Here is an 18,120-nt window from a genome sequence, read left to right as displayed (position 1 = left end):
CCCTTGAAAAACGTCCTCTTCATCTGCAGCCAGAACCGCTTGCGCAGCCCTACCGCCGAGCAGGTGTTTTCCACGCGGCGCGACATCGAAGTCGCCTCGGCCGGCACCAATCATGATGCCGACACTTCGCTGACGCACGAACTTGTCGCCTGGGCCGACATCATCTTTGTCATGGAGAAAATCCACCGGACGAAACTGCAGAAGAAATTCAAGGCCAGCCTGAAGGCGGCCAAGGTGATCTGCCTCGACATCCCGGACGACTATGAATTTATGGACCCGGAGCTGGTAGCGCTTCTGAAGGCGCGCATTTCACGATATCTGGACTGAGCGCCTGGCCGGCGTTCGCCCCTCCGCCTTCGGCGGCCGCCTTGCCGATCTGAGCCAGATCAGGCGTCGTGTTTGTGGCGGTGCTTTCCGCGCTCCTTCTCTGCATGCGTCTCGCCGCTGCGGACCGGCTTAGCGCCGTCTTTGTCGCGGCGGCCACGGTGCTGGTCGCCTATCGGAGATTGCGGTACGCCGTTGCGGGCGGTTTTCGTTTCAAGACGGGTGATGAAGATATCGAAGCGATTGGGCATCGTCCGGTCAGTGCTCCGTCGTGCTGTCGGGTTTGTTGTCGGAAAGCCTGACGTCTGTTGGCAAGGCACTCGCGGCCTGCTTGGTCAGGCTGGTGTCGTTCCGGTCTGGCAGCCGTTTGTCCTGGCGTGCGGCACTCCGGCTGCGGCCGGCATAGTAAGGCTCGAAAGCGTCCTGTATCGTCAGGCTGTCCATCCTGTCCTCCCTTGGGAATCAGGGGCTAAATCTGCCAAACCCGGTTTCGTTCCCTACTGTGGCGAAGGAATGGCGATTGCCTTACACCGGTGCGAGTTTTGCAAGCCGGCGCCAGCCATGCCAAACAAGATTTGGCGGGCCAGACAGGCCTGAACGGAGACGGCATTGGTGACTGGCGAGACAGGCAAGCGCAGCTATGTGGTCGGGCAGGCCGAGATCGCGGCTCGTCCGCTCGATCCGGCGCTCTATCTGGTGGCGACGCCGATCGGCAACCTCGCCGACATCACGCTGCGCGCGCTGGAGACGCTGGCCGCCGCCGACATCGTCGCCTGCGAGGATACGCGTGTGTCGCGCGTGCTGCTCGACCGCTACGGCATTCGCCGCCGCACCACCGCCTATCACGAACACAATGCCGGCGAGGCCGGGCCGAAGCTGATCGCGGCACTCGAAGCCGGCCAGAGCGTGGCGCTGATTTCGGATGCCGGCACGCCGCTGGTCTCCGATCCCGGCTACAGGCTGGTCGGCGAAGCGCTCGACCAGGGCATTCGCGTCGTGCCGATCCCCGGCCCGTCGGCGCCGCTTGCCGCGCTGACGGCGTCGGGCCTGCCGTCCGACGCCTTCCTGTTCGCCGGCTTTTTGCCGGTCAAGGTTGGCCAGCGGCTGTCACGGCTGGAGGCACTGAAGGCGGTGCCGGCGACCTTGATCTTCTTCGAGTCACCGCGCCGGCTGGCTGAGTCGCTCGGCGCCATGGTCGAGGCGCTGGGCGGCGAACGCAAAGCTGCGATCGGCCGGGAATTGACCAAGACGTACGAGGAAATGCGCACCGGCACGCTGCAAGCGCTGGCCGACCATTATGCGGCGGCCGATACGCCGAAGGGCGAGATCGTCGTCTGTATCGGCCCGGCCGAGGCCAAGGCCGACGAACCCGAAGACATCGATCGTCTGCTTTTGTCGCTCGCTGCCGAAATGCCGGCCTCCAAGGCGGCGGCGGAAGCCGCTAAAATGACCGGCGGCCAGAAGCAGGCGCTCTATCGGCGGCTGCTCGAGCTCAAGGACAGACCATGATCCCGAAAAGTGGAAGCCGGTTTTCTCGGACAAACGGTTTCGTTTGTCCAGAGATCATGGTCGAGCAAAGTTCCGGAGCCGGCAGTGGCTGAGCGCCCGAGCGCCAGCCGCCAAAAAGCCTACCGGCGCGGCCATCGCGGCGAATGGCTGGCGGCTGTCGCGCTGATGCTGAAAGGCTACCGCATCCTGGCGCGCCGCCACCGCACGCGCTTTGGCGAGATCGACCTGATCGCGCGGCGCGGCGACCTGGTGCTGTTCGTCGAGGTCAAGGCGCGCCGCACGCTGATCGAAGCCATGGAAGCGATCGGTCACGAATCGGAGCGTCGCATCGAGGGTGCGGCCGACATCTGGCTGTCGCGCCAGCCGGACTATGGCAGGCTGTCGATGCGCTTCGACATGGTCGCCGTGCTGCCCTGGCGCTGGCCCGTGCATGTCCCGAATGCGTTTTATGGGAGGAGTTGAGGCGGGGCATTCCTTGCTCCGCCCGTGGATGACGAAGGCGCGGAGGTGCGGACCGCTCCTCACCCCCAGATCATCAACGTCACCAGCCCGACAACACCCACCACCAGCCGCCACCAGCCGAACAGCGAGTAGCCGTTGCGCGAGACGTAATCGAGCAGGAAGCGCACCACGAACAACGCCGTGACGAAGGCGGCGACGAAGCCGATGGCGATGATCGGCAGGTCGGCCGAGGTCAGCACGTTGCGGTTCTTGAACAGGTCGAAGGCGAACGCGCCGACCATGGTCGGAATGGCGAGGAAGAAGGAAAATTCCGCCGCCGCCCGCTTGTCGACACCCAGGAGCAGCGCGCCGACGATGGTCGAGCCGGAGCGCGACGTGCCGGGGATCAGCGACAGGCACTGGAAAAGCCCGATCTGCAGGTAAAGCCTGGTCGGGAACCGCTCGACGTCGCGGTAGACCGGCTTGAGGTTCATGCGGTCGACGACCAGCAGCACCACGCCGCCGATGATCAGCATGATGCAGATCAGCCGGGGCGATTCGAACAGCACCGTCTTGATGAAGTCGTGCGCCAGCGCGCCGATGAACGCGGCCGGCAGGAAGGCGATGAGGATGCCGATGACGAAATGCCGCGTCAGCCGGTCATGCGGCAGGTCGAGCAGCATCTGCCACAGGCGCCGGAAATAGACGCTGAGGATCGCCAGGATGGCGCCGAGCTGGATCAGGATCTCGAAGGCCTTGCCGGTCGACTGGAAGCCGAGGAAATGGCCGGCGAGCAGGATATGGCCGGTCGAAGACACCGGTATGAATTCGGTCAACCCTTCCAGCAGGCCAAGCAGCAGGGCTTCGACGATGGTCTGGCTTTCCATTTCTACCTCGGCGTTGGCGTGACGGCTAACAGAATGGCTTGCTTGTCATGGCGCCGAAGTCCCCCTATAGGTCGCAACACCCCTGACGGCCCGCTAACCGGGCGGCCAAGACTTACCGGTGCGCCCTGCGATTCGCCAGTGTGGCAATCCGGAATTCGCCACACCCGGGACGAGCGCAATGCGCGAATTCCGGATTCTGAGCCACACTGTCAACTTTGAGTTCTAACGTGGTTTGGATTTGAAGTTCCTGAACGCGGATGCCATTGAGGGGCAGGAACTTCAAATCCAAACCACATTAGTGCGCTTTATCACCGCGGAACCATGCTGACGCTTTTCCACCATCCCATGTTCGCAACCTGCCGCTTCGTCCGCCTCGCCTTTGGCGAGTATGGCGAGGAGCTGGCGCTGATCGAGGAAAAGCCGTGGACGCGGCGCAAGGAATTCTTGGCGCTGAATCCGGCCGGCACGCTGCCGATCCTGCTGGCCGAGGGCGACGTGCCGATCATCGGTGCGACGGTGATCTCGGAATATCTCGACGAGACGCGCGGTGTGCTCAAGCGCGACAAGCGGCTGTTCGCCGAGGACCCGATGCAGCGCGCTGAAATCCGCAGGCTGATCGACTGGTATCTCAACAAGGCCGAAAGCGAAGTGACGCGCCATCTGGTGCGCGAGCGCGTGCTGAAGCCGGTGATGCCGGAAACGGCGGGCGGCGGCTCGCCCGATTCGGGCGCCATCCGCGCCGCGCGCGCCAACATCCGCCAGCACATGAAATACACCAACTGGCTGGCCGGCACCCGTCACTGGCTGGCCGGCGGCAGGGTCACCTATGCCGATCTGGCGGCCGCCGCGACGCTGTCGGTGCTCGACTATCTCGGCGAGATCGACTGGCGCGAACACCCCGCCGCGCGCGAATGGTACACGCGGGTGAAATCGCGGCCTTCGTTCCGGCCGCTCCTGACCGACCGCGTGCGCGGCCTGTCGCCGGTATCGCACTATGCGGATCTCGACTTCTGATCCGGCAAAACTGCGTGCGCTGATCGACGCGGAGGCGCGGCGCGCCGGCTTCGACGCCGTCGCAGTCACCACTCCCGATGCCATCCCGCTGGCGCCAGCGCGCCTGGCCGAATTCGTCGCCGACGGCTTTCACGGCTCCATGGACTGGATCGCCGAGACGATTGCGCGCCGCAGCGAGCCTTCCACGCTGTGGCCCGGCGTGCGCTCGATCGTCGTGCTGGCGATGAATTATGGGCCTGACCATGATCCGCGCGACGTGCTGGCCCGGCGCGACCGCGGCGCGATCTCGGTCTACGCGAAAAACCGCGACTATCACGGGGTGATGAAAGGCCGGCTGAAGGAGATCGCCGGCAAGATCGTCGCGCGGGCGGGCGGCGACGTCAAAGTATTCGTCGACACCGCACCTGTCATGGAAAAGCCGCTGGCGGAAGCAGCGGGCCTGGGCTGGCAAGGCAAGCACACCAATCTGGTCAGCCGCGAGCACGGCTCCTGGCTGTTCCTCGGCACCATCTTCACCACGGCCGAACTGGTGCCGGATAGCGCCGAGATCGACCATTGCGGCTCCTGCCGCGCCTGCCTCGACGCCTGCCCGACCGACGCGTTTCCGGCGCCTTATCGGCTCGATGCGCGGCGCTGCATCTCCTATCTCACCATCGAGAACAAGGGGCCGATACCGCATGAATTCCGCGAGGCGATCGGCAACCGCATCTATGGCTGCGACGACTGCCTCGCGGCTTGCCCATGGAACAAGTTCGCAAGCGCGGCTTCGGAGGCCAAGCTCGCCGCGCGTGACGATTTGCGCGAGCCTGAACTTGCCGACCTTTTGGCCCTCGACGATGCTGCCTTCCGCAGCTTCTTCTCCGGTTCGCCGATCAAACGCATCGGTCGCGACCGCTTTGTCCGCAACGTGCTGATCGCCGCCGGCAATTCCGGCGAGGCCGCGCTTGCCGATAGCGTCCGGGACCTGCTCGGCGACGCCTCGCCGCTGGTGCGGGGCGCGGCAATATGGGCGCTGGCGCGGCTGGTGCCAGAAACCGAATATGCCGAACGGGCCGCGAACGGCCTGAAGAGCGAGGGCGATGGCGCCGTCCGCGTGGAATGGCGCCTGGCACGGCCAAACAGGACGCATGCATGAACGAAAAGCGGATCTTCCTCTTCGGCGCCGGCTATTCGGGCAAGGCCTTTGGCCGCGCCAACAGGGGAGCCGCCCCGATCTTCGGCACGACACGCTCCGAGGAAAAATTCGAAGCGCTGCGCCAAGCCGGCATCGGCCCGCTGCTGTTCGATGGCGCGCTAACCGGCGAAATCGGCGAAGCGCTCGAGAAAACCACCCATCTGGTGATTTCCGTCGCTCCGGAGGAAGCCGGCGATCCCGTGCTGAATGCCGCCCGCGAGGCGATCGCAGGGATGCCTGACCTGAAATGGATCGGCTATCTCTCGACCGTCGGGGTCTATGGCGATCATGGCGGTGCCTGGGTCGATGAAACGGCCGCGTGCCGGCCGGTTTCGAAGCGCTCGACGATGCGGGTCGAGGCCGAGCAGGACTGGTTGACGCTTGGCGAGGACATCGACCGGCCGGTGGCGATCCTGCGGCTGTCGGGCATCTACGGTCCGGGCCGCAACGCGCTGGTCAATCTGGAAAACGGCACGGCCAGGCGGCTGGTCAAGCCGGACCAGGTCTTCAACCGCATCCATTGCGACGACATATCGGGCGCGCTCTGGCATCTGATCGGCGGCAATACCGGCGGCATCTTCAACGTCACCGACGATGAGCCGGCGCCGCCGCAGGATGTCGTTGCCTATGCCGCTTCGCTGATGGGTATCGCGCCGCCGCCCGAAATTCCGTTCGAGACCGCCCAACTTTCGCCCATGGCGCGGTCCTTCTATGGCGAGAACAAGCGGGTCGCCAATGCGGCGATCAAGGCGGCGGGCTATCGGTTTCGCTTTCCGGACTATCGCGCCGCCTTCGACCATATGTGGGCAAGCGGCGACTGGCGCGACGGCGCGCCGCGCAGTCCGATGAAGGCCGCGAAGGGGTTAGGATGATCGAAGCGCGGCGCTTGGCGTGGTATGATTCGGCGTCGGAGGCACGGGGGTGCGGTTCATGAAATCATCGACGCGATCGCCTGGCGCCAGAAATTCGGTATTGGCGGCGGCGCTGGCCCTGGCAGGTCTCGCCGCGCAGCCCGCAGCGGCCGAGGAACGGGCAAAAGACCTGTTCGGCGCCGAGAAACTGCCGACGGCTACCGCGGCGCAATCCTTCGGCTTCTATTCCAAGGGCTGCTTTTCCGGCGGCGTCGCCATCCCCATGGATGGTCCGACCTGGCAGGTAATGCGGCCATCGCGCAACCGCCGCTGGGGCCATCCGGCGCTGATCGCGCTGATCGAGAGATTGTCGCGCGATGCGGTCGCCGACGGTTGGCCCGGCCTGCTGATCGGCGACATCGCGCAGCCGCGCGGCGGCCCGATGCTGACCGGCCATGCCTCGCACCAGATCGGGCTCGACGCAGACATCTGGCTGACGCCGATGCCCGACCGCACGATGAGCAGGGCGCAGCGCGAGACCATGAGCGCCACGCTGATGGTCGACGAGAAGACGCATCTGGTGAAGGATGCCCTGTGGACGCCGCGGCATACGGCGTTGCTAAAGCGGGCCGCGAGCTATCCGCAGGTCGAGCGCATCCTGGTCAATCCGGGCATCAAGAAGAAGCTCTGCGACACCGTCAAGGGCGACCGCTCCTGGCTGCGCAAGATCAGGCCGTTCTGGGGCCACGACTATCATTTCCACATGCGCATCGGCTGTCAGCCGGGCTCGCCCAATTGCAAGGCGCAGGAAGCGACGCCGGATGATGACGGTTGCGGCAAGCCGCTGGCCTGGTGGTTCACGCAGGAGCCGTGGCGGCCCAATAAGAACCCGGATGCGCCGAAGGCCCGCGACCTGATGACGATGGCCAACCTGCCCAAGGAATGCCGCGCGGTGCTCGACGCGCCGGGACCTGCCTCGGCCGAGGCCGCGACCTATCACGGCGACACGGTGCCGATAGCGGTGGCGGCGCCCGCGCCCGTACCCGAAACGCCATCGCTGCCCGCGGTCACGGCCAGCAGCACGGCAGGCCTGCCAAGCGCGTTGAACGCCTTCACGGCGACACCCGAGGTCGGCGTGCCGGTGCCGCGTCCACGCCCGCCCGCGAAGTGATTGTCGGGCGCCGTCGGCAAGCTCAATCGGTTTAGCTGCCTGCTTTCATGAAACAGTGGCCGTTTGGCCGCAGAACCTCTCCCTGCGCATCGCCGGGTCCGAAAACCGTTTCCCTTTTCAAACTCATGCGCTAGTCAACGGAAGAACGGCGAAACGCCATCGAGGGCGCCGGGGGACGGACAAGAGCATGCCAGGCACAGGCGATGACGAGACTTTGCTGCGGTTTCCGATCCTGATCGGCGATATCGGCGGCACCAATGCGCGCTTTTCGATCGTGCTCGACGCCAATTCCGAGGCCGGCGAGCCGACCATCGTCCAGACCGCCAATTACAGCACCATCGACGAGGCGATCCAGTCGGCCGTGCTCGATCGCTCCTCGGTCCGGCCCAATTCGGCTGTGCTGGCGGTGGCCGGTCCGGTCGATGGCGACGAGATCGAACTCACCAACTGCCCGTGGATCGTCAAGCCCCGGCAGATGTTCGCCAGCCTCGGCCTGAGCGACATCGTCGTGCTCAACGACTTCGAGGCGCAGGCGCTGGCCGTCGTCGCACTCGGCGAAGAGCAGATGGAAAAGATCGGCGGCAGCACGCCGGAGCCCAATGCCGGCCGCGTCGTGCTGGGACCGGGAACCGGGCTCGGCGTCGCCGGGCTGGTCCACGCGCTTCATCACTGGATACCGGTGCCCGGCGAAGGCGGCCATATGGACATCGGGCCGCGTTCGGCCCGCGATTTCGAGGTGTTCCCGCACATCGAGAAGCTCGACGGCCGCATTTCGGGCGAGCAGATCCTGTCCGGGCGAGGCCTCGTCAATGTCTACCGGGCGGTGGCCAGGGCCGACGGCAAGCCGTCGCCCTTCACCACGCCGGCCGAGGTCACCGCTGCGGCGCTGGCCAAGACCGATCCTGTGGCGCAGGAAGCGCTGGAGACCTTTGTCACCTGCCTGGGCCGCACCGCCGGCGACCTTGCTTTGGTGTTCATGAGCCGGGGCGGGGTTTTCCTCACCGGCGGCATCGCGCAAAAGATCGTGCCGGCGCTGAAGGAGGGCAATTTCCGCGCCGCCTTCGAGGACAAGGCGCCGCACAGCGCGCTGATGCGCACCATGCCGGTCTATGTCATCACCCATCCGCTGGCGGCGCTCCTAGGCCTTGCCGCCTATGCCAGGAACCCCTCGCTGTTCGGTGTCCAGACATCGGGCCGGCGCTGGCGCGACGAAGTTAGTCACCCCAAGGCATAGGCAAGCCGGCTGCTTGGCGTTAATAGGGGTGCCGAATTGCCCGGCCACGGGAAGCGGAAACCGACAAAGCCCTCTGATTTGACACTTCAAACTCCAAACAAGCTGAAAGCCCGGCCCGGCGAGGTCACAGCGGTGCTGCGCCGCATTCTGGCTGAGAACAGCCACGACTATCGCTGGACCTATGTGATGGTCATCACCTGCTCGCTGATCGTTTCGGGCACCACCGCCTTCACGGCCTGGATCATGGCCCCGATGGTCAACCAGATATTCTACGAACGGCGTGGCGATGCGATCGTCTGGATCTGCGCCGGCTTCATGGCGGCCTTCCTGCTGCGCGGCTTCGCCGGCTATGGCCAGGCGGTGGCGCTGGCCAAGATCGGCAACAATCTGGTGGCGCGCTACCAGAAGCGCATCTTCGATCACCTGATGAAGCTCGGCGTCGGCTTCTTCAACGACACACGCTCCGGCCGGCTGGCGGCGCAGGTCAACGAAAACGTCGGCGGCATCCGCGACCTGCTGTCGTTGACGCTGACCTCGATTACCCGCGACGCGGTGACGCTGATCGGGCTTCTCGGCGTCATGGTCTACCAGGATCCGGTCTTGTCGCTCAGTTCGCTGCTGATCGGGCCGCCGCTGATCTGGGCCGTCGTCTACCTCACCCGCCGCGTGCGGCGCATAACCCGGGAATCCGTGCTCATCAATTCGCGGCTGATCGGCGCGGTTCAGGAAGCCACGCAAGGCATCGCCATCGTCAAGGCCTTCACCATGGAGGACGAGCTGTCGGGCCGCATCGGCAAGCTCGCCAACGACGCCGAACAGCGCTCCAACAAGATTGCCCGCGTCTCCGAACGGCTGTCGCCGATCTCCGACATGCTGGCTGGTCTCGCCGTCACCTCCGTCATCGCCTATTCCGGTTACCGGGCGCTGGTTCTGGGCCAGCCGCCGGGCGCGGTCTTCTCGTTCATCACCGCGCTGATCCTGGCCTATGATCCGGCGCGGCGCCTGGCGCGCATGCAGGTCGGCATGGAACGGGCGCTGGTCAACGCGCGCATGATCTACGAACTGCTCGACCTCGAGCCCAAGCAGGGCGATGCTCCAGGCGCCACACAGGCACATTTCACCACCGGTGAAGTGCGCTTCAACAACGTGTCCTTCCGCTATGTCGAGGAGGCGCCTGTCCTTCAGGGTCTGAGCTTCGTCGCCGCCGCCGGCAAGATGACCGCCGTCATCGGCGCGTCCGGCGCCGGCAAGACGACGCTGGTGGCGCTGCTGCAGCGCTTCTACGACGTCGAGAGCGGCACGATCGAGATCGACGGCCAGGACATTTCCAAGGTCACCAAACAGTCGCTGCGCGGCTCGATCGCCTATGTCTCGCAGGCGCCCTACCTGTTCGAAGGCACCATCCGCGACAACATCCGCTACGGCCGCCCCTCGGCGACCGACGCCGAGATCGAACAGGCCGCGCGACTGGCCGCGGCCGACGAGTTCATCCGCCAGCAGCCGCAAGGCTATGACACGCCGGTCGGCGAGAATGGCGCCACGCTCTCCGGCGGCCAGCGCCAGCGTGTGTCGATCGCCCGCGCCATCGTGCGCCAGGCACCGATCCTGCTGCTCGACGAGGCGACATCGGCGCTCGACAACGAGGCCGAAGCCCGGGTCCAGCAGGCGCTCACCAAGGTCATGGAAGGGCGCACCACCATCGTCATCGCGCACCGCCTGTCGACCGTGGTCAATGCCGACCACATCATCGTGCTGGAACAGGGCCATCTGGTCGAAGAGGGTACGCACGCCTCGCTGATGGCCGACCCGCACAGCGTCTATGCCCGTTTCCACCGGATACAGGGCGTTAAGGGCCTGGGGCTTGTCGACGACAGCGCGCCGGCCGAAATTTTGGTTCAGGAATTAGAGACCGGGAACATCGCCGGGAGCACGGCATGAGCGAAACATCGGCAATATCAGGCGAGCCGGCCAGCGATATGGGACTTGTGGTGGTCGGCGCGGCCGGCCGCATGGGCCAGACGCTGATCCGCGCCATCCACGCCATTCCGGGCGCCCGCGTCATCGGCGCGGTCGAGCGCGCCGATTCGCCTTATCTGGGCAAGGATGCGGGCGAACTGGCAGGCGTCGGCCGCATCGATGTGCCGATCGGCGGCGATCCGCTGCCGGTGTTCGCCAGGGCCGATGGCGTGCTCGATTTCACCACCCCGGCTTCGACGGTCGAGTTCGCCGGCTACGCGGCGCAGGCGCGCATCGTCCACGTCATCGGCACGACCGGCTGTTCGGCCGAAGACAATGCGAAAATCGCCGCCGCCGCGCGCCACGCGACCATCGTCAAGTCGGGCAATATGAGCCTCGGCGTCAACCTGCTGGCGGTGCTGGTCGAGCAGGCGGCGCGCGCGCTCGATGCCGATGATTTCGATATCGAGATCCTCGAAATGCACCACAGGCACAAGGTCGACGCGCCTTCGGGCACCGCGCTTCTGCTCGGCGAGGCCGCCGCCGCCGGGCGCGGCATTGCACTGGCCGGCAACGACGTGCGTTCACGCGACGGCCATACGGGTGTGCGACAAACCGGCTCGATCGGTTTCGCCGCCCTGCGCGGCGGCTCGGTGGTCGGCGACCACAGCGTGATCCTGGCCGGCACCGGCGAGCGCATCACGCTGTCCCACCATGCCGAGGATCGCGCCATCTTCGCCCGCGGCGCCGTCAAGGCCGCACTTTGGGCGCGCGGCAGGAAGCCGGGCCTTTACTCAATGCGGGACGTGCTCGGGCTTGCCTGAAACGACCCTGAACCATCTTCGTTCTTACGCAAGTCCGGACAGAAAACCGCTACACACTTTTCCTGGAATGCTCAGACCCCAGAGGAGCAAAAATGTCGAGAACTCTCGTGCTCGTGCGTCACGGCCAGAGCGAATGGAATTTGAAAAACCTGTTCACCGGCTGGCGTGACGTCGACCTGACCGAGCAGGGCCACGCCGAGGCCAAGGCCGCCGGCCAGAAGCTCAAGGCGCGCGGCCTGAAATTCGACATCGCCTTCACCTCGGCGCTGGTCCGGGCGCAGAAGACCTGTCAGCACATTCTCGACGCCGTCGGCCAGAGCGACCTGAAGACCATTCGCGACCAGGCGCTGAACGAGCGCGACTATGGCGACCTTTCCGGCCTCAACAAGGACGATGCGCGCCAGAAATGGGGCGAGGAGCAGGTGCATGTCTGGCGTCGCTCCTACGACGTACCGCCGCCCGCCGGTGAAAGCCTGAAGGACACCGGCGCCCGCGTCTGGCCCTACTACCTGCACGATCTGCAGCCGCACGTGCTGCGCGGCGGCACCGTGCTGGTCGCCGCCCACGGCAATTCGCTGCGCGCGCTGATCATGGCGCTGGACGGCAAGTCGGGCGAGGAGATCGTCAGGCTGGAGCTCGGCACCGGCGTGCCTGTGATCTACCAGCTCAACGCCGATTCGACCGTGGCCTCGAAGGAAGTGCTGGAAGGCTGACGGCTGGCGAGTTGCGGCGGCGGGCCTCCACCAGCTTTGCTAAAGCGACTTCCCAGCTTTTGGCGTCCTGTTCCAAAAAGCGCGTTGACAGCAATCGCTTGCCCGCCTATTGAGCCCGCACCAGCCCAGATGGCGGAATTGGTAGACGCGCACGGTTCAGGTCCGTGTTCCGCAAGGAGTGGAGGTTCGAGTCCTCTTCTGGGCACCAAATTCCCGTTTCGAACCATTCGATCGGTTCAGAAGCTCAAGAGAAAAGCCCGGTTCGTCCGGGCTTTTTTCTTGCCCGATGACCTCCCCTCCTGGCCAGTCCCAACAAACCGCTTCAAACCGGGCTCCGGCTTCGCTACGCTCGCTCCCATGTCTCAATCCGCCACCGCGATCTTCGGCGCCCGCCGCGACCAGGCCTTCCCAACCCTGGCCGAGGCCGACATCGAGCGCATGCGCCGGTTCGGTGAGGCCAGCGCCTATGCCGCCGGCGAGCACATTTTCGAGGCCGGCGATGTGTCCCCGGGGCTGATCGTCGTCCTGTCGGGCAAGCTGGACATCACCCAGGACGGCAAGCTCGGCCGGCGCGAGACGATCGTCACGCATGGCCCGGGCAGCTTCGTCGGCGAGCTGGCGCAGCTTTCGGCCCGTCCCTCGCTGGTCAATGCGCAGGCCGCCGAGCCAGTGCAGGCGTTCGTCATCTCCTCGCAGAGGCTGCGCGACCTGATGGTGCAGGAGGCCAATCTCGGCGAGCGCATCATGCGGGCGCTGATCCTGCGCCGCGTCGGGCTGCTCGAGAGCGGCACGATCGGTCCCATCATCGTCGGACCGGCCGACAACGGCGACGTCCTGCGCCTTCAGGGGTTTCTCGCCCGCAGCGGCCAGCCCCACCGCGTGCTCGATTCCAAAACCGATCCTTGTGCGAAGACCCTGTTTGAGCACTTCCATGTCGATCCCCACCACTTGCCGGTCGTGCTGTGCCCGAACGGCAGGCTGCTGCTCAATCCCGCGGAGAAAGACCTCGCCCGCTGCATCGGCCTGCTGCGGCCGGTCGACGCCAGCAAGGTCTATGACGTCGCCATTGTCGGCGCCGGGCCGGCCGGTCTGGCGGCGGCGGTCTATGCGGCCTCCGAAGGGCTGTCGACCATCGTGCTCGATTGCCGTGCCTTCGGCGGCCAGGCGGGCGCTTCCGCGCGCATCGAGAACTATCTTGGCTTTCCCACGGGCATTACCGGCATGGCGCTGATGGCGCGCGCCTATAACCAGGCGCAGAAGTTCGGCGTCGAGATGGTCATCCCCGACGAGGTGAAGCTGCTCGGCGCCGCCACCGACGGCGCGCGCTACCAGCTTGCGGTCGGCGACGACGAGACGGTGCGTACGCGCTCGGTGGTGATCGCCAGCGGCGCACGCTACCGCCGCCTCGACGTCGCCAATCTCGCCGAGTTCGAGGGCACATGCGTGCATTATTGGGCCTCGCCCATCGAAGCACGGCTTTGCGGCGGCCAGGAAGTAGCGCTGGTCGGCGCCGGCAATTCGGCTGGGCAGGCGGCTGTCTTTTTGGCCAGCCATGTCAGGAAAGTGGCGCTGCTGGCGCGTGGCGGCAGTCTCGAAGCCTCGATGTCGCGTTACCTCGTCGAGCGCATCAGGGCGCAGCCGAACATCGAGGTGCTGACCGGCACCGAGGTCGAGGCGCTGGACGGCGAGGAAGGCAATCTTGCCACGGTCCGCTGGCGCGACCGCTCGAGCGGCGCCTCGACGACGCGGCCGATCCGCCATCTCTTCCTGTTCATCGGTGCCGACCCGAATACCGACTGGCTCGCCCAATCCGATGTGGCGCTGGATGCCAGGGGTTTCATCCGCACCGGATCGGACATGGGATCCGCGCATGGCCTGATGGAGACGAGCCGCAGCGGCGTGTTCGCCATCGGTGACGTGCGCTCCGGCTCCGTCAAACGCGTCGCGGCGGCGGTCGGCGAAGGCGCCCAGGTGGTGGCAGCATTGCATGCGTTTCTTGCGCGGGAAGGCAGCCATGCCGACGCGCCTCAACTGGTCGGGGGAGTGTGATGGCGGACGAGTGCAGACACGCGGCTGGGATCAAGGACGTGACGCCGAGCGCGCTCGGCTGCGAGGAATGCCTGAAGAGCGGCTCGTGGTGGGTGCATCTGCGGCTCTGCCGAACCTGCGGCCATGTCGGCTGCTGCGACGACTCCCCCAACCGCCACGCCACCAAGCATTTTCATGCCACCAACCATCCCGTCATCGAGGGCTATGACCCGCCGGAAGGCTGGGGCTGGTGCTATGTCGACGAGATCTTTCTCGACCTCGGCGACCGCACGACCCCGCAGAACGGCCCGATCCCGCGATTTTACTGAGTACTTCGGCGAGCTGGGAAAAGCGGGCCGGTCTGATCTATCGCACCGAACCGGTAACTGTCCGGTCGACATCCGGAACGGATTTGCGATCATTGCCGGCAAGGGCGGCGATGAGCAGCAGGCTGGCCACGACCGGAACGAACAGCACGGCGACGCGGGCCTGTATATGAAGAATGGCGCGCCATTCGCTGCGCTTGTCGGGGCTGTTGCTCATCATACTCACTTTGCCATGGCCCCCCGGAGGTCACATAGCCGTGAACGGTTAAGCAACTCCTTCCGACTTCGTTAACGCAGGCGATTCAAGCCTGAAATCAGCCGAGCCCGATCCGTCTGGCGCCTTGCCGGAACAACGCTTCGGCTTCGGGCTCGAAGCGGAACGTGCCGATGAAATCGTCGGCGCGGTAATCCGGCAACGTCTTGCGGATCGCGGCTGCAAAGCCGCGCGCCTCGTCGAGCCGCCCCGCCAGCGCCAGGCAATGTGCCGCGATCGCCAGGATGATGGCGTGCGCGTTCGGCCGCGCCGCTGCCTTCCGCGCCCATACGGCTGCCTCCTCGAACTGGCCGAGACGGACATGCGACATCGCCCGCGCGCCCAGCATGCCGAACAGCAGCGGGTCGAACGGGCTGAGATGGCGCGAATGGTCTGAGGAGCTTATTGCCGCTTTCGGGTCGCCCGACTGTGAGTGGACGAAGGACAGCGCGTAATGGCCGAGCGCGAAATTGGGGCTGAGTTTCACCGCCTGTTCCAGTTCGCCGAGCGAGCCCTCCTGTTCGCCGCGCAGCCACAGCGCCCGCCCCATTGCCCAGTGTGCGGCCGGATTGTGGTCGTCGACCAGCAGGCTCTGGCCGGCGCTCTCGAACGCCAGCGCGCTTTCCCGGTCGCGGTCGCCCCAGCGCTGAAAGGCGTTCTGCCAATGGGTGAAGGACAGGCCGGCATAGGCGCGGGCGAAGGTCGGATCGAGCTGCAAGGCCCTGGCAAAGAAATGCCGCGCCGTTTCGTTCTCGGCCTGGGTGAAGCGATACATGTGCCAGAGGCCGCGGTGGTAGGCCTCCCAGGCGTTGAGCGAGTTGGGCGCTTTCAGCAGGGCTCGGTTACGCTCGACGGTCTCGACCTCCACCGAGATCGACGACACGATGCTGTCGCCGATGTCGTCGAGCACGGCAAAAATGTCGTCCGGACGGTGCTCGAACGTCTCGGCCCAGATGATCCTGGCGGTACGCACCTCGACGAGTTCGACGCCGACGATCAGGCGGCCGGCCATGCTGCGCACCGTGCCGGTGGCGACATAGTCGACCTTCAGCCGGCGACCGGCCTCCTCGGGTGCGATGCCCTTGTCGGCCAGTGCGAAGACCGATCCGCGCGCGATGACGAAGAAATCCCGTAGCTTGGCGAGACGGGTGATGATGTCGTGGGTAAGGCCATCGGCCAGCCCGCCGCGCAGGCCGGATTCCTCAATAAACGGCATCACCGCCAGCGACGCATGGCTCGGCTCGAGTGGACCGGAGTCGAGTGGACCGGAGTCAGGCGGACCAGGTGACGTCAATTGCGATGCTGTGAACTGGCAGGCCGGCTGCGGCCGCGGCGAGGCAGCCGACTGCTGGTCGCGGATCACCCGCCAGGCTGTCCGGAGCGGGACGAAATCCAGGTCTTCCGACTGGAACAGCTGTGCCGCCACCGCCAGATGCTTCTCGGCCGCGGCGATCTCGCCGCGCCGGGCGAGGCTCGCCAGCAGCGCCGTATGCGCGCGCCCCTCGAAAGGCGCGAGTTCCACCCATTTGTCGAGATGGGCGGTCGCTTCGTCGCAATCAGCGGGCAGGCTCGCGACGAGCCGTTCCAGCACCGCCGCGTGGACGGACCGGAAACGGCGGCGCTGGCCGATCAGCCAGCTGTTGAAGTGCGGATTGCGTTCGAGTTCCAGCCCGTCGAGAAAATCGCCGGCGAAGAGTTCTGCCAGCGCTCGCAACCGCTCGGCATCGAGCGTGTCGACCCCGTGCGTGGCCGCATGGCTGATCTCCAACGCATCGACAAGGCAACCGCCGAGATCGAGCGCGACCGTATCGTCCTGAGTGCGGACACGGCGCCGGTCCGGCGTGTCGAGAGCGCCGCGCAACTTGCTCAGGCACCAGCGCAGCTCGCCTCGCGGATCGTTGGGCACGTCCCACAGAAGTTCGCACAGGCGGCTGCGCCCCACCGGGTGCGGCGCCAGCGCCAGATAGGCAAGCAGCGCCCGCAGCTTGCGCGAGGCCGGCAGTGCCATCGGCACACCGTTGCGCGTGATCGCCAATTGGCCGAGCAGGCGCACGGACAGGCCCGGCATACCGCCGTCCTGGCTCGATGGTGCGGATTCCACGTCCCTTCCCACGCCTGCTCCCACGCTGGCCTGTCGGCCCCTGCTTTATCACCAAACACGATCTGGCGCATCCGGCGGCGAATTTCGCGCCGGCAGCGATCATTGCCGCATCGCCGGCAACGTCAGTCCTAGCGCGGCAAGGTCTCGAGACCTCGCCGCCCGGGCCGCCGGTTTGTAACCGGTCCGTGAAAATGAACACGATCGAGGAGATCAACGATGTTGAACAAACAGAAAATCAGGACCACCGCCGGGCGCGGGCGCCTGTTTGACAGCATTCTCGACACTGTCGGCGACACGCCGGCGGTGCGCATCAACAATCTCGCGCCGGCCCATGCGGCCATCTACGTCAAGGCCGAGTTCTTCAACCCGGGCGCTTCGGTGAAGGACCGGCTGGCGCTCAACATCATCGAGGAGGGGGAACGCAGCGGCGCGCTGAAGCCGGGCCAGACCGTGGTCGAGGCGACCAGCGGCAACACCGGCATCGGCCTCGCCATGGTCTGTGCGCAAAAAGCCTATCCTCTGGTCGTCACCATGGCCGACAGCTTTTCGGTCGAGCGCCGCAAGCTGATGCGCATGCTCGGCGCCAAGGTGGTGCTGACGCCGCGCGCCGAAAAGGGTTTTGGCATGTACAAGAAGGCGGTCGAGCTGGCTGAGGCCAATGGCTGGTTCCTCGCCCGCCAGTTCGAGACGGCCGCCAATGCCGCCATCCACGAGGCGACGACGGCGCGCGAAATCATCAACGATTTCGCCGGCTCGCGGCTCGACTGCTTCGTCACCGGCTATGGCACCGGCGGCACCGTCGTCGGCGTGGCGCGAGTCTTGCGCCGCGAACGGCCGGATGCCCGCATCGTGCTCTCCGAGCCGGCCAACGCGCAACTGATCGGCAGCGGCAAGGCGCAGCAGCGCGCTGCCGACGGCGCCCCCGCCGCCAGCCATCCGGCCTTCGAGCCGCACCCGATCCAGGGCTGGACGCCGGACTTCATCCCCAACGTCCTGCAGGAAGCGATCGACGCCAGCCTCTATGACGAGGTGATGCCGATCGCAGGGCCAGAGGGCATCAAATGGGCGCGGGCGCTAGCCCAGAAGGAAGGCATCTTCACCGGCATTTCCGGCGGCGCCACCTTCGCCGTGGCGCGGCAGGTCGCGGAGAAGGCGCCGGCGGGATCGGTGATCCTGTGCGTGTTGCCCGACACTGGCGAGCGCTACATGTCGACACCGCTGTTCGACGGCATCGAGGCCGAAATGGATGCCGACGAGCTGGCGCTGTCGCGCTCGACGCCCGGCTGCCAGTTTTCGGCGGCTTGACGGAGGCAG

At 65.9% G+C, this 18,120-nt stretch carries 19 protein-coding genes and 1 tRNA gene; 15 read left to right on the top strand and 5 right to left on the bottom strand.

Going from position 1 to position 18,120, the window contains the following annotated elements:
- The first annotated feature begins 3 nt into the window (after positions 1-3).
- Complete coding sequence (locus tag FJ960_RS17675; protein WP_140715661.1) at positions 4-327, top strand: low molecular weight protein tyrosine phosphatase family protein; 324 nt, start codon at positions 4-6, stop codon at positions 325-327.
- A gap of 59 nt (positions 328-386) precedes the next feature.
- Here FJ960_RS17675 and FJ960_RS17670 read toward each other — a convergent pair whose 3' ends face one another.
- Entirely contained in the window at positions 387-575 is a 189-nt protein-coding gene (locus FJ960_RS17670; RefSeq protein ID WP_027142553.1) for a hypothetical protein, read from the bottom strand.
- Positions 576-582: 7 nt separating this feature from the next.
- On the bottom strand, positions 583-768 hold the full coding sequence (locus tag FJ960_RS17665; protein WP_140715659.1) for a hypothetical protein: 186 nt from the start codon (positions 766-768) through the stop codon (positions 583-585).
- Between the two features lie 168 nt (positions 769-936).
- Between FJ960_RS17665 and rsmI the strand changes: the two genes are divergently transcribed.
- Together rsmI and FJ960_RS17655 are read left to right on the top strand one after the other, a co-directional pair.
- A complete protein-coding gene (gene rsmI / locus FJ960_RS17660; RefSeq protein ID WP_140507019.1) occupies positions 937-1,833 on the top strand; it encodes a 16S rRNA (cytidine(1402)-2'-O)-methyltransferase in 897 nt (298 codons plus the stop codon).
- Positions 1,834-1,917: 84 nt separating this feature from the next.
- Entirely contained in the window at positions 1,918-2,295 is a 378-nt protein-coding gene (locus FJ960_RS17655) for a YraN family protein (protein ID WP_140507018.1), read from the top strand.
- Positions 2,296-2,354: 59 nt separating this feature from the next.
- On the opposite strand, the gene FJ960_RS17650 is transcribed toward FJ960_RS17655, so the two are convergent.
- A complete protein-coding gene (locus FJ960_RS17650) occupies positions 2,355-3,161 on the bottom strand; it encodes an undecaprenyl-diphosphate phosphatase (protein WP_140715657.1) in 807 nt (268 codons plus the stop codon).
- Between the two features lie 321 nt (positions 3,162-3,482).
- Here FJ960_RS17650 and FJ960_RS17645 point away from each other — a divergent pair, with 321 nt between their 5' ends.
- The 11 genes from FJ960_RS17645 (at position 3,483) to FJ960_RS17595 (ending at position 14,455) form a co-directional block, all read left to right on the top strand.
- Positions 3,483-4,175, top strand: coding sequence for a glutathione S-transferase family protein (locus tag FJ960_RS17645; RefSeq protein ID WP_015314714.1), 693 nt, complete (start codon positions 3,483-3,485; stop codon positions 4,173-4,175).
- Positions 4,156-5,310: a tRNA epoxyqueuosine(34) reductase QueG gene (gene queG / locus FJ960_RS17640; RefSeq protein WP_140715655.1), complete on the top strand. Its 1,155-nt coding sequence runs from the start codon at positions 4,156-4,158 to the stop codon at positions 5,308-5,310. The genes FJ960_RS17645 and queG overlap by 20 nt, the downstream gene beginning before the upstream one ends.
- Complete coding sequence (locus tag FJ960_RS17635; RefSeq protein ID WP_140715653.1) at positions 5,307-6,221, top strand: SDR family oxidoreductase; 915 nt, start codon at positions 5,307-5,309, stop codon at positions 6,219-6,221. The genes queG and FJ960_RS17635 overlap by 4 nt, the downstream gene beginning before the upstream one ends.
- A 58-nt stretch (positions 6,222-6,279) precedes the next feature.
- The gene (gene mepA, locus FJ960_RS17630) at positions 6,280-7,371 is read left to right on the top strand and encodes a penicillin-insensitive murein endopeptidase (RefSeq protein WP_140715651.1); all 1,092 of its coding nucleotides are present in this window, start codon (positions 6,280-6,282) and stop codon (positions 7,369-7,371) included.
- A gap of 187 nt (positions 7,372-7,558) precedes the next feature.
- Positions 7,559-8,605, top strand: coding sequence for a glucokinase (locus tag FJ960_RS17625; protein ID WP_140507010.1), 1,047 nt, complete (start codon positions 7,559-7,561; stop codon positions 8,603-8,605).
- A gap of 78 nt (positions 8,606-8,683) precedes the next feature.
- Entirely contained in the window at positions 8,684-10,543 is a 1,860-nt protein-coding gene (locus tag FJ960_RS17620; protein WP_140507008.1) for an ABC transporter ATP-binding protein, read from the top strand.
- Positions 10,540-11,385, top strand: a complete 846-nt coding sequence (dapB, locus tag FJ960_RS17615) for a 4-hydroxy-tetrahydrodipicolinate reductase (protein WP_140715649.1) — start codon at positions 10,540-10,542, stop codon at positions 11,383-11,385. Before FJ960_RS17620 ends, dapB begins: the two co-directional genes overlap by 4 nt.
- 92 nt (positions 11,386-11,477) lie before the next feature.
- Positions 11,478-12,098 carry a 2,3-bisphosphoglycerate-dependent phosphoglycerate mutase gene (locus FJ960_RS17610; RefSeq protein WP_140507004.1) on the top strand — a complete coding sequence of 207 codons (621 nt, stop codon included), beginning with the start codon at positions 11,478-11,480 and terminating at the stop codon, positions 12,096-12,098.
- 123 nt (positions 12,099-12,221) lie between these two features.
- Positions 12,222-12,306: transfer RNA gene (locus tag FJ960_RS17605), tRNA-Leu, on the top strand.
- Positions 12,307-12,455: 149 nt separating this feature from the next.
- The gene (locus tag FJ960_RS17600; protein WP_140715647.1) at positions 12,456-14,147 is read left to right on the top strand and encodes an FAD-dependent oxidoreductase; all 1,692 of its coding nucleotides are present in this window, start codon (positions 12,456-12,458) and stop codon (positions 14,145-14,147) included.
- Positions 14,147-14,455 carry a UBP-type zinc finger domain-containing protein gene (locus FJ960_RS17595; RefSeq protein ID WP_140715645.1) on the top strand — a complete coding sequence of 103 codons (309 nt, stop codon included), beginning with the start codon at positions 14,147-14,149 and terminating at the stop codon, positions 14,453-14,455. The genes FJ960_RS17600 and FJ960_RS17595 overlap by 1 nt, the downstream gene beginning before the upstream one ends.
- A 37-nt stretch (positions 14,456-14,492) precedes the next feature.
- On the opposite strand, the gene FJ960_RS17590 is transcribed toward FJ960_RS17595, so the two are convergent.
- Complete coding sequence (locus FJ960_RS17590) at positions 14,493-14,672, bottom strand: hypothetical protein (RefSeq protein WP_140506998.1); 180 nt, start codon at positions 14,670-14,672, stop codon at positions 14,493-14,495.
- 94 nt (positions 14,673-14,766) lie between these two features.
- Positions 14,767-16,773 (bottom strand): BTAD domain-containing putative transcriptional regulator, encoded by a 2,007-nt coding sequence (locus tag FJ960_RS17585; protein ID WP_140715794.1) that lies wholly within the window; start codon positions 16,771-16,773, stop codon positions 14,767-14,769.
- Between the two features lie 249 nt (positions 16,774-17,022).
- On the opposite strand from FJ960_RS17585, the gene FJ960_RS17580 reads away from it, so the two are divergent.
- Positions 17,023-18,111 carry a pyridoxal-phosphate dependent enzyme gene (locus FJ960_RS17580; protein ID WP_140715643.1) on the top strand — a complete coding sequence of 363 codons (1,089 nt, stop codon included), beginning with the start codon at positions 17,023-17,025 and terminating at the stop codon, positions 18,109-18,111.
- Positions 18,112-18,120 lie beyond the last annotated feature (9 nt).

It is taken from the genome of Mesorhizobium sp. B2-3-11 (assembly GCF_006442215.1).
GTDB classification, from domain to species: Bacteria; Pseudomonadota; Alphaproteobacteria; order Rhizobiales; family Rhizobiaceae; genus Mesorhizobium; species Mesorhizobium salmacidum.
This window is presented reverse-complemented; position numbering and strand designations above follow the sequence as displayed.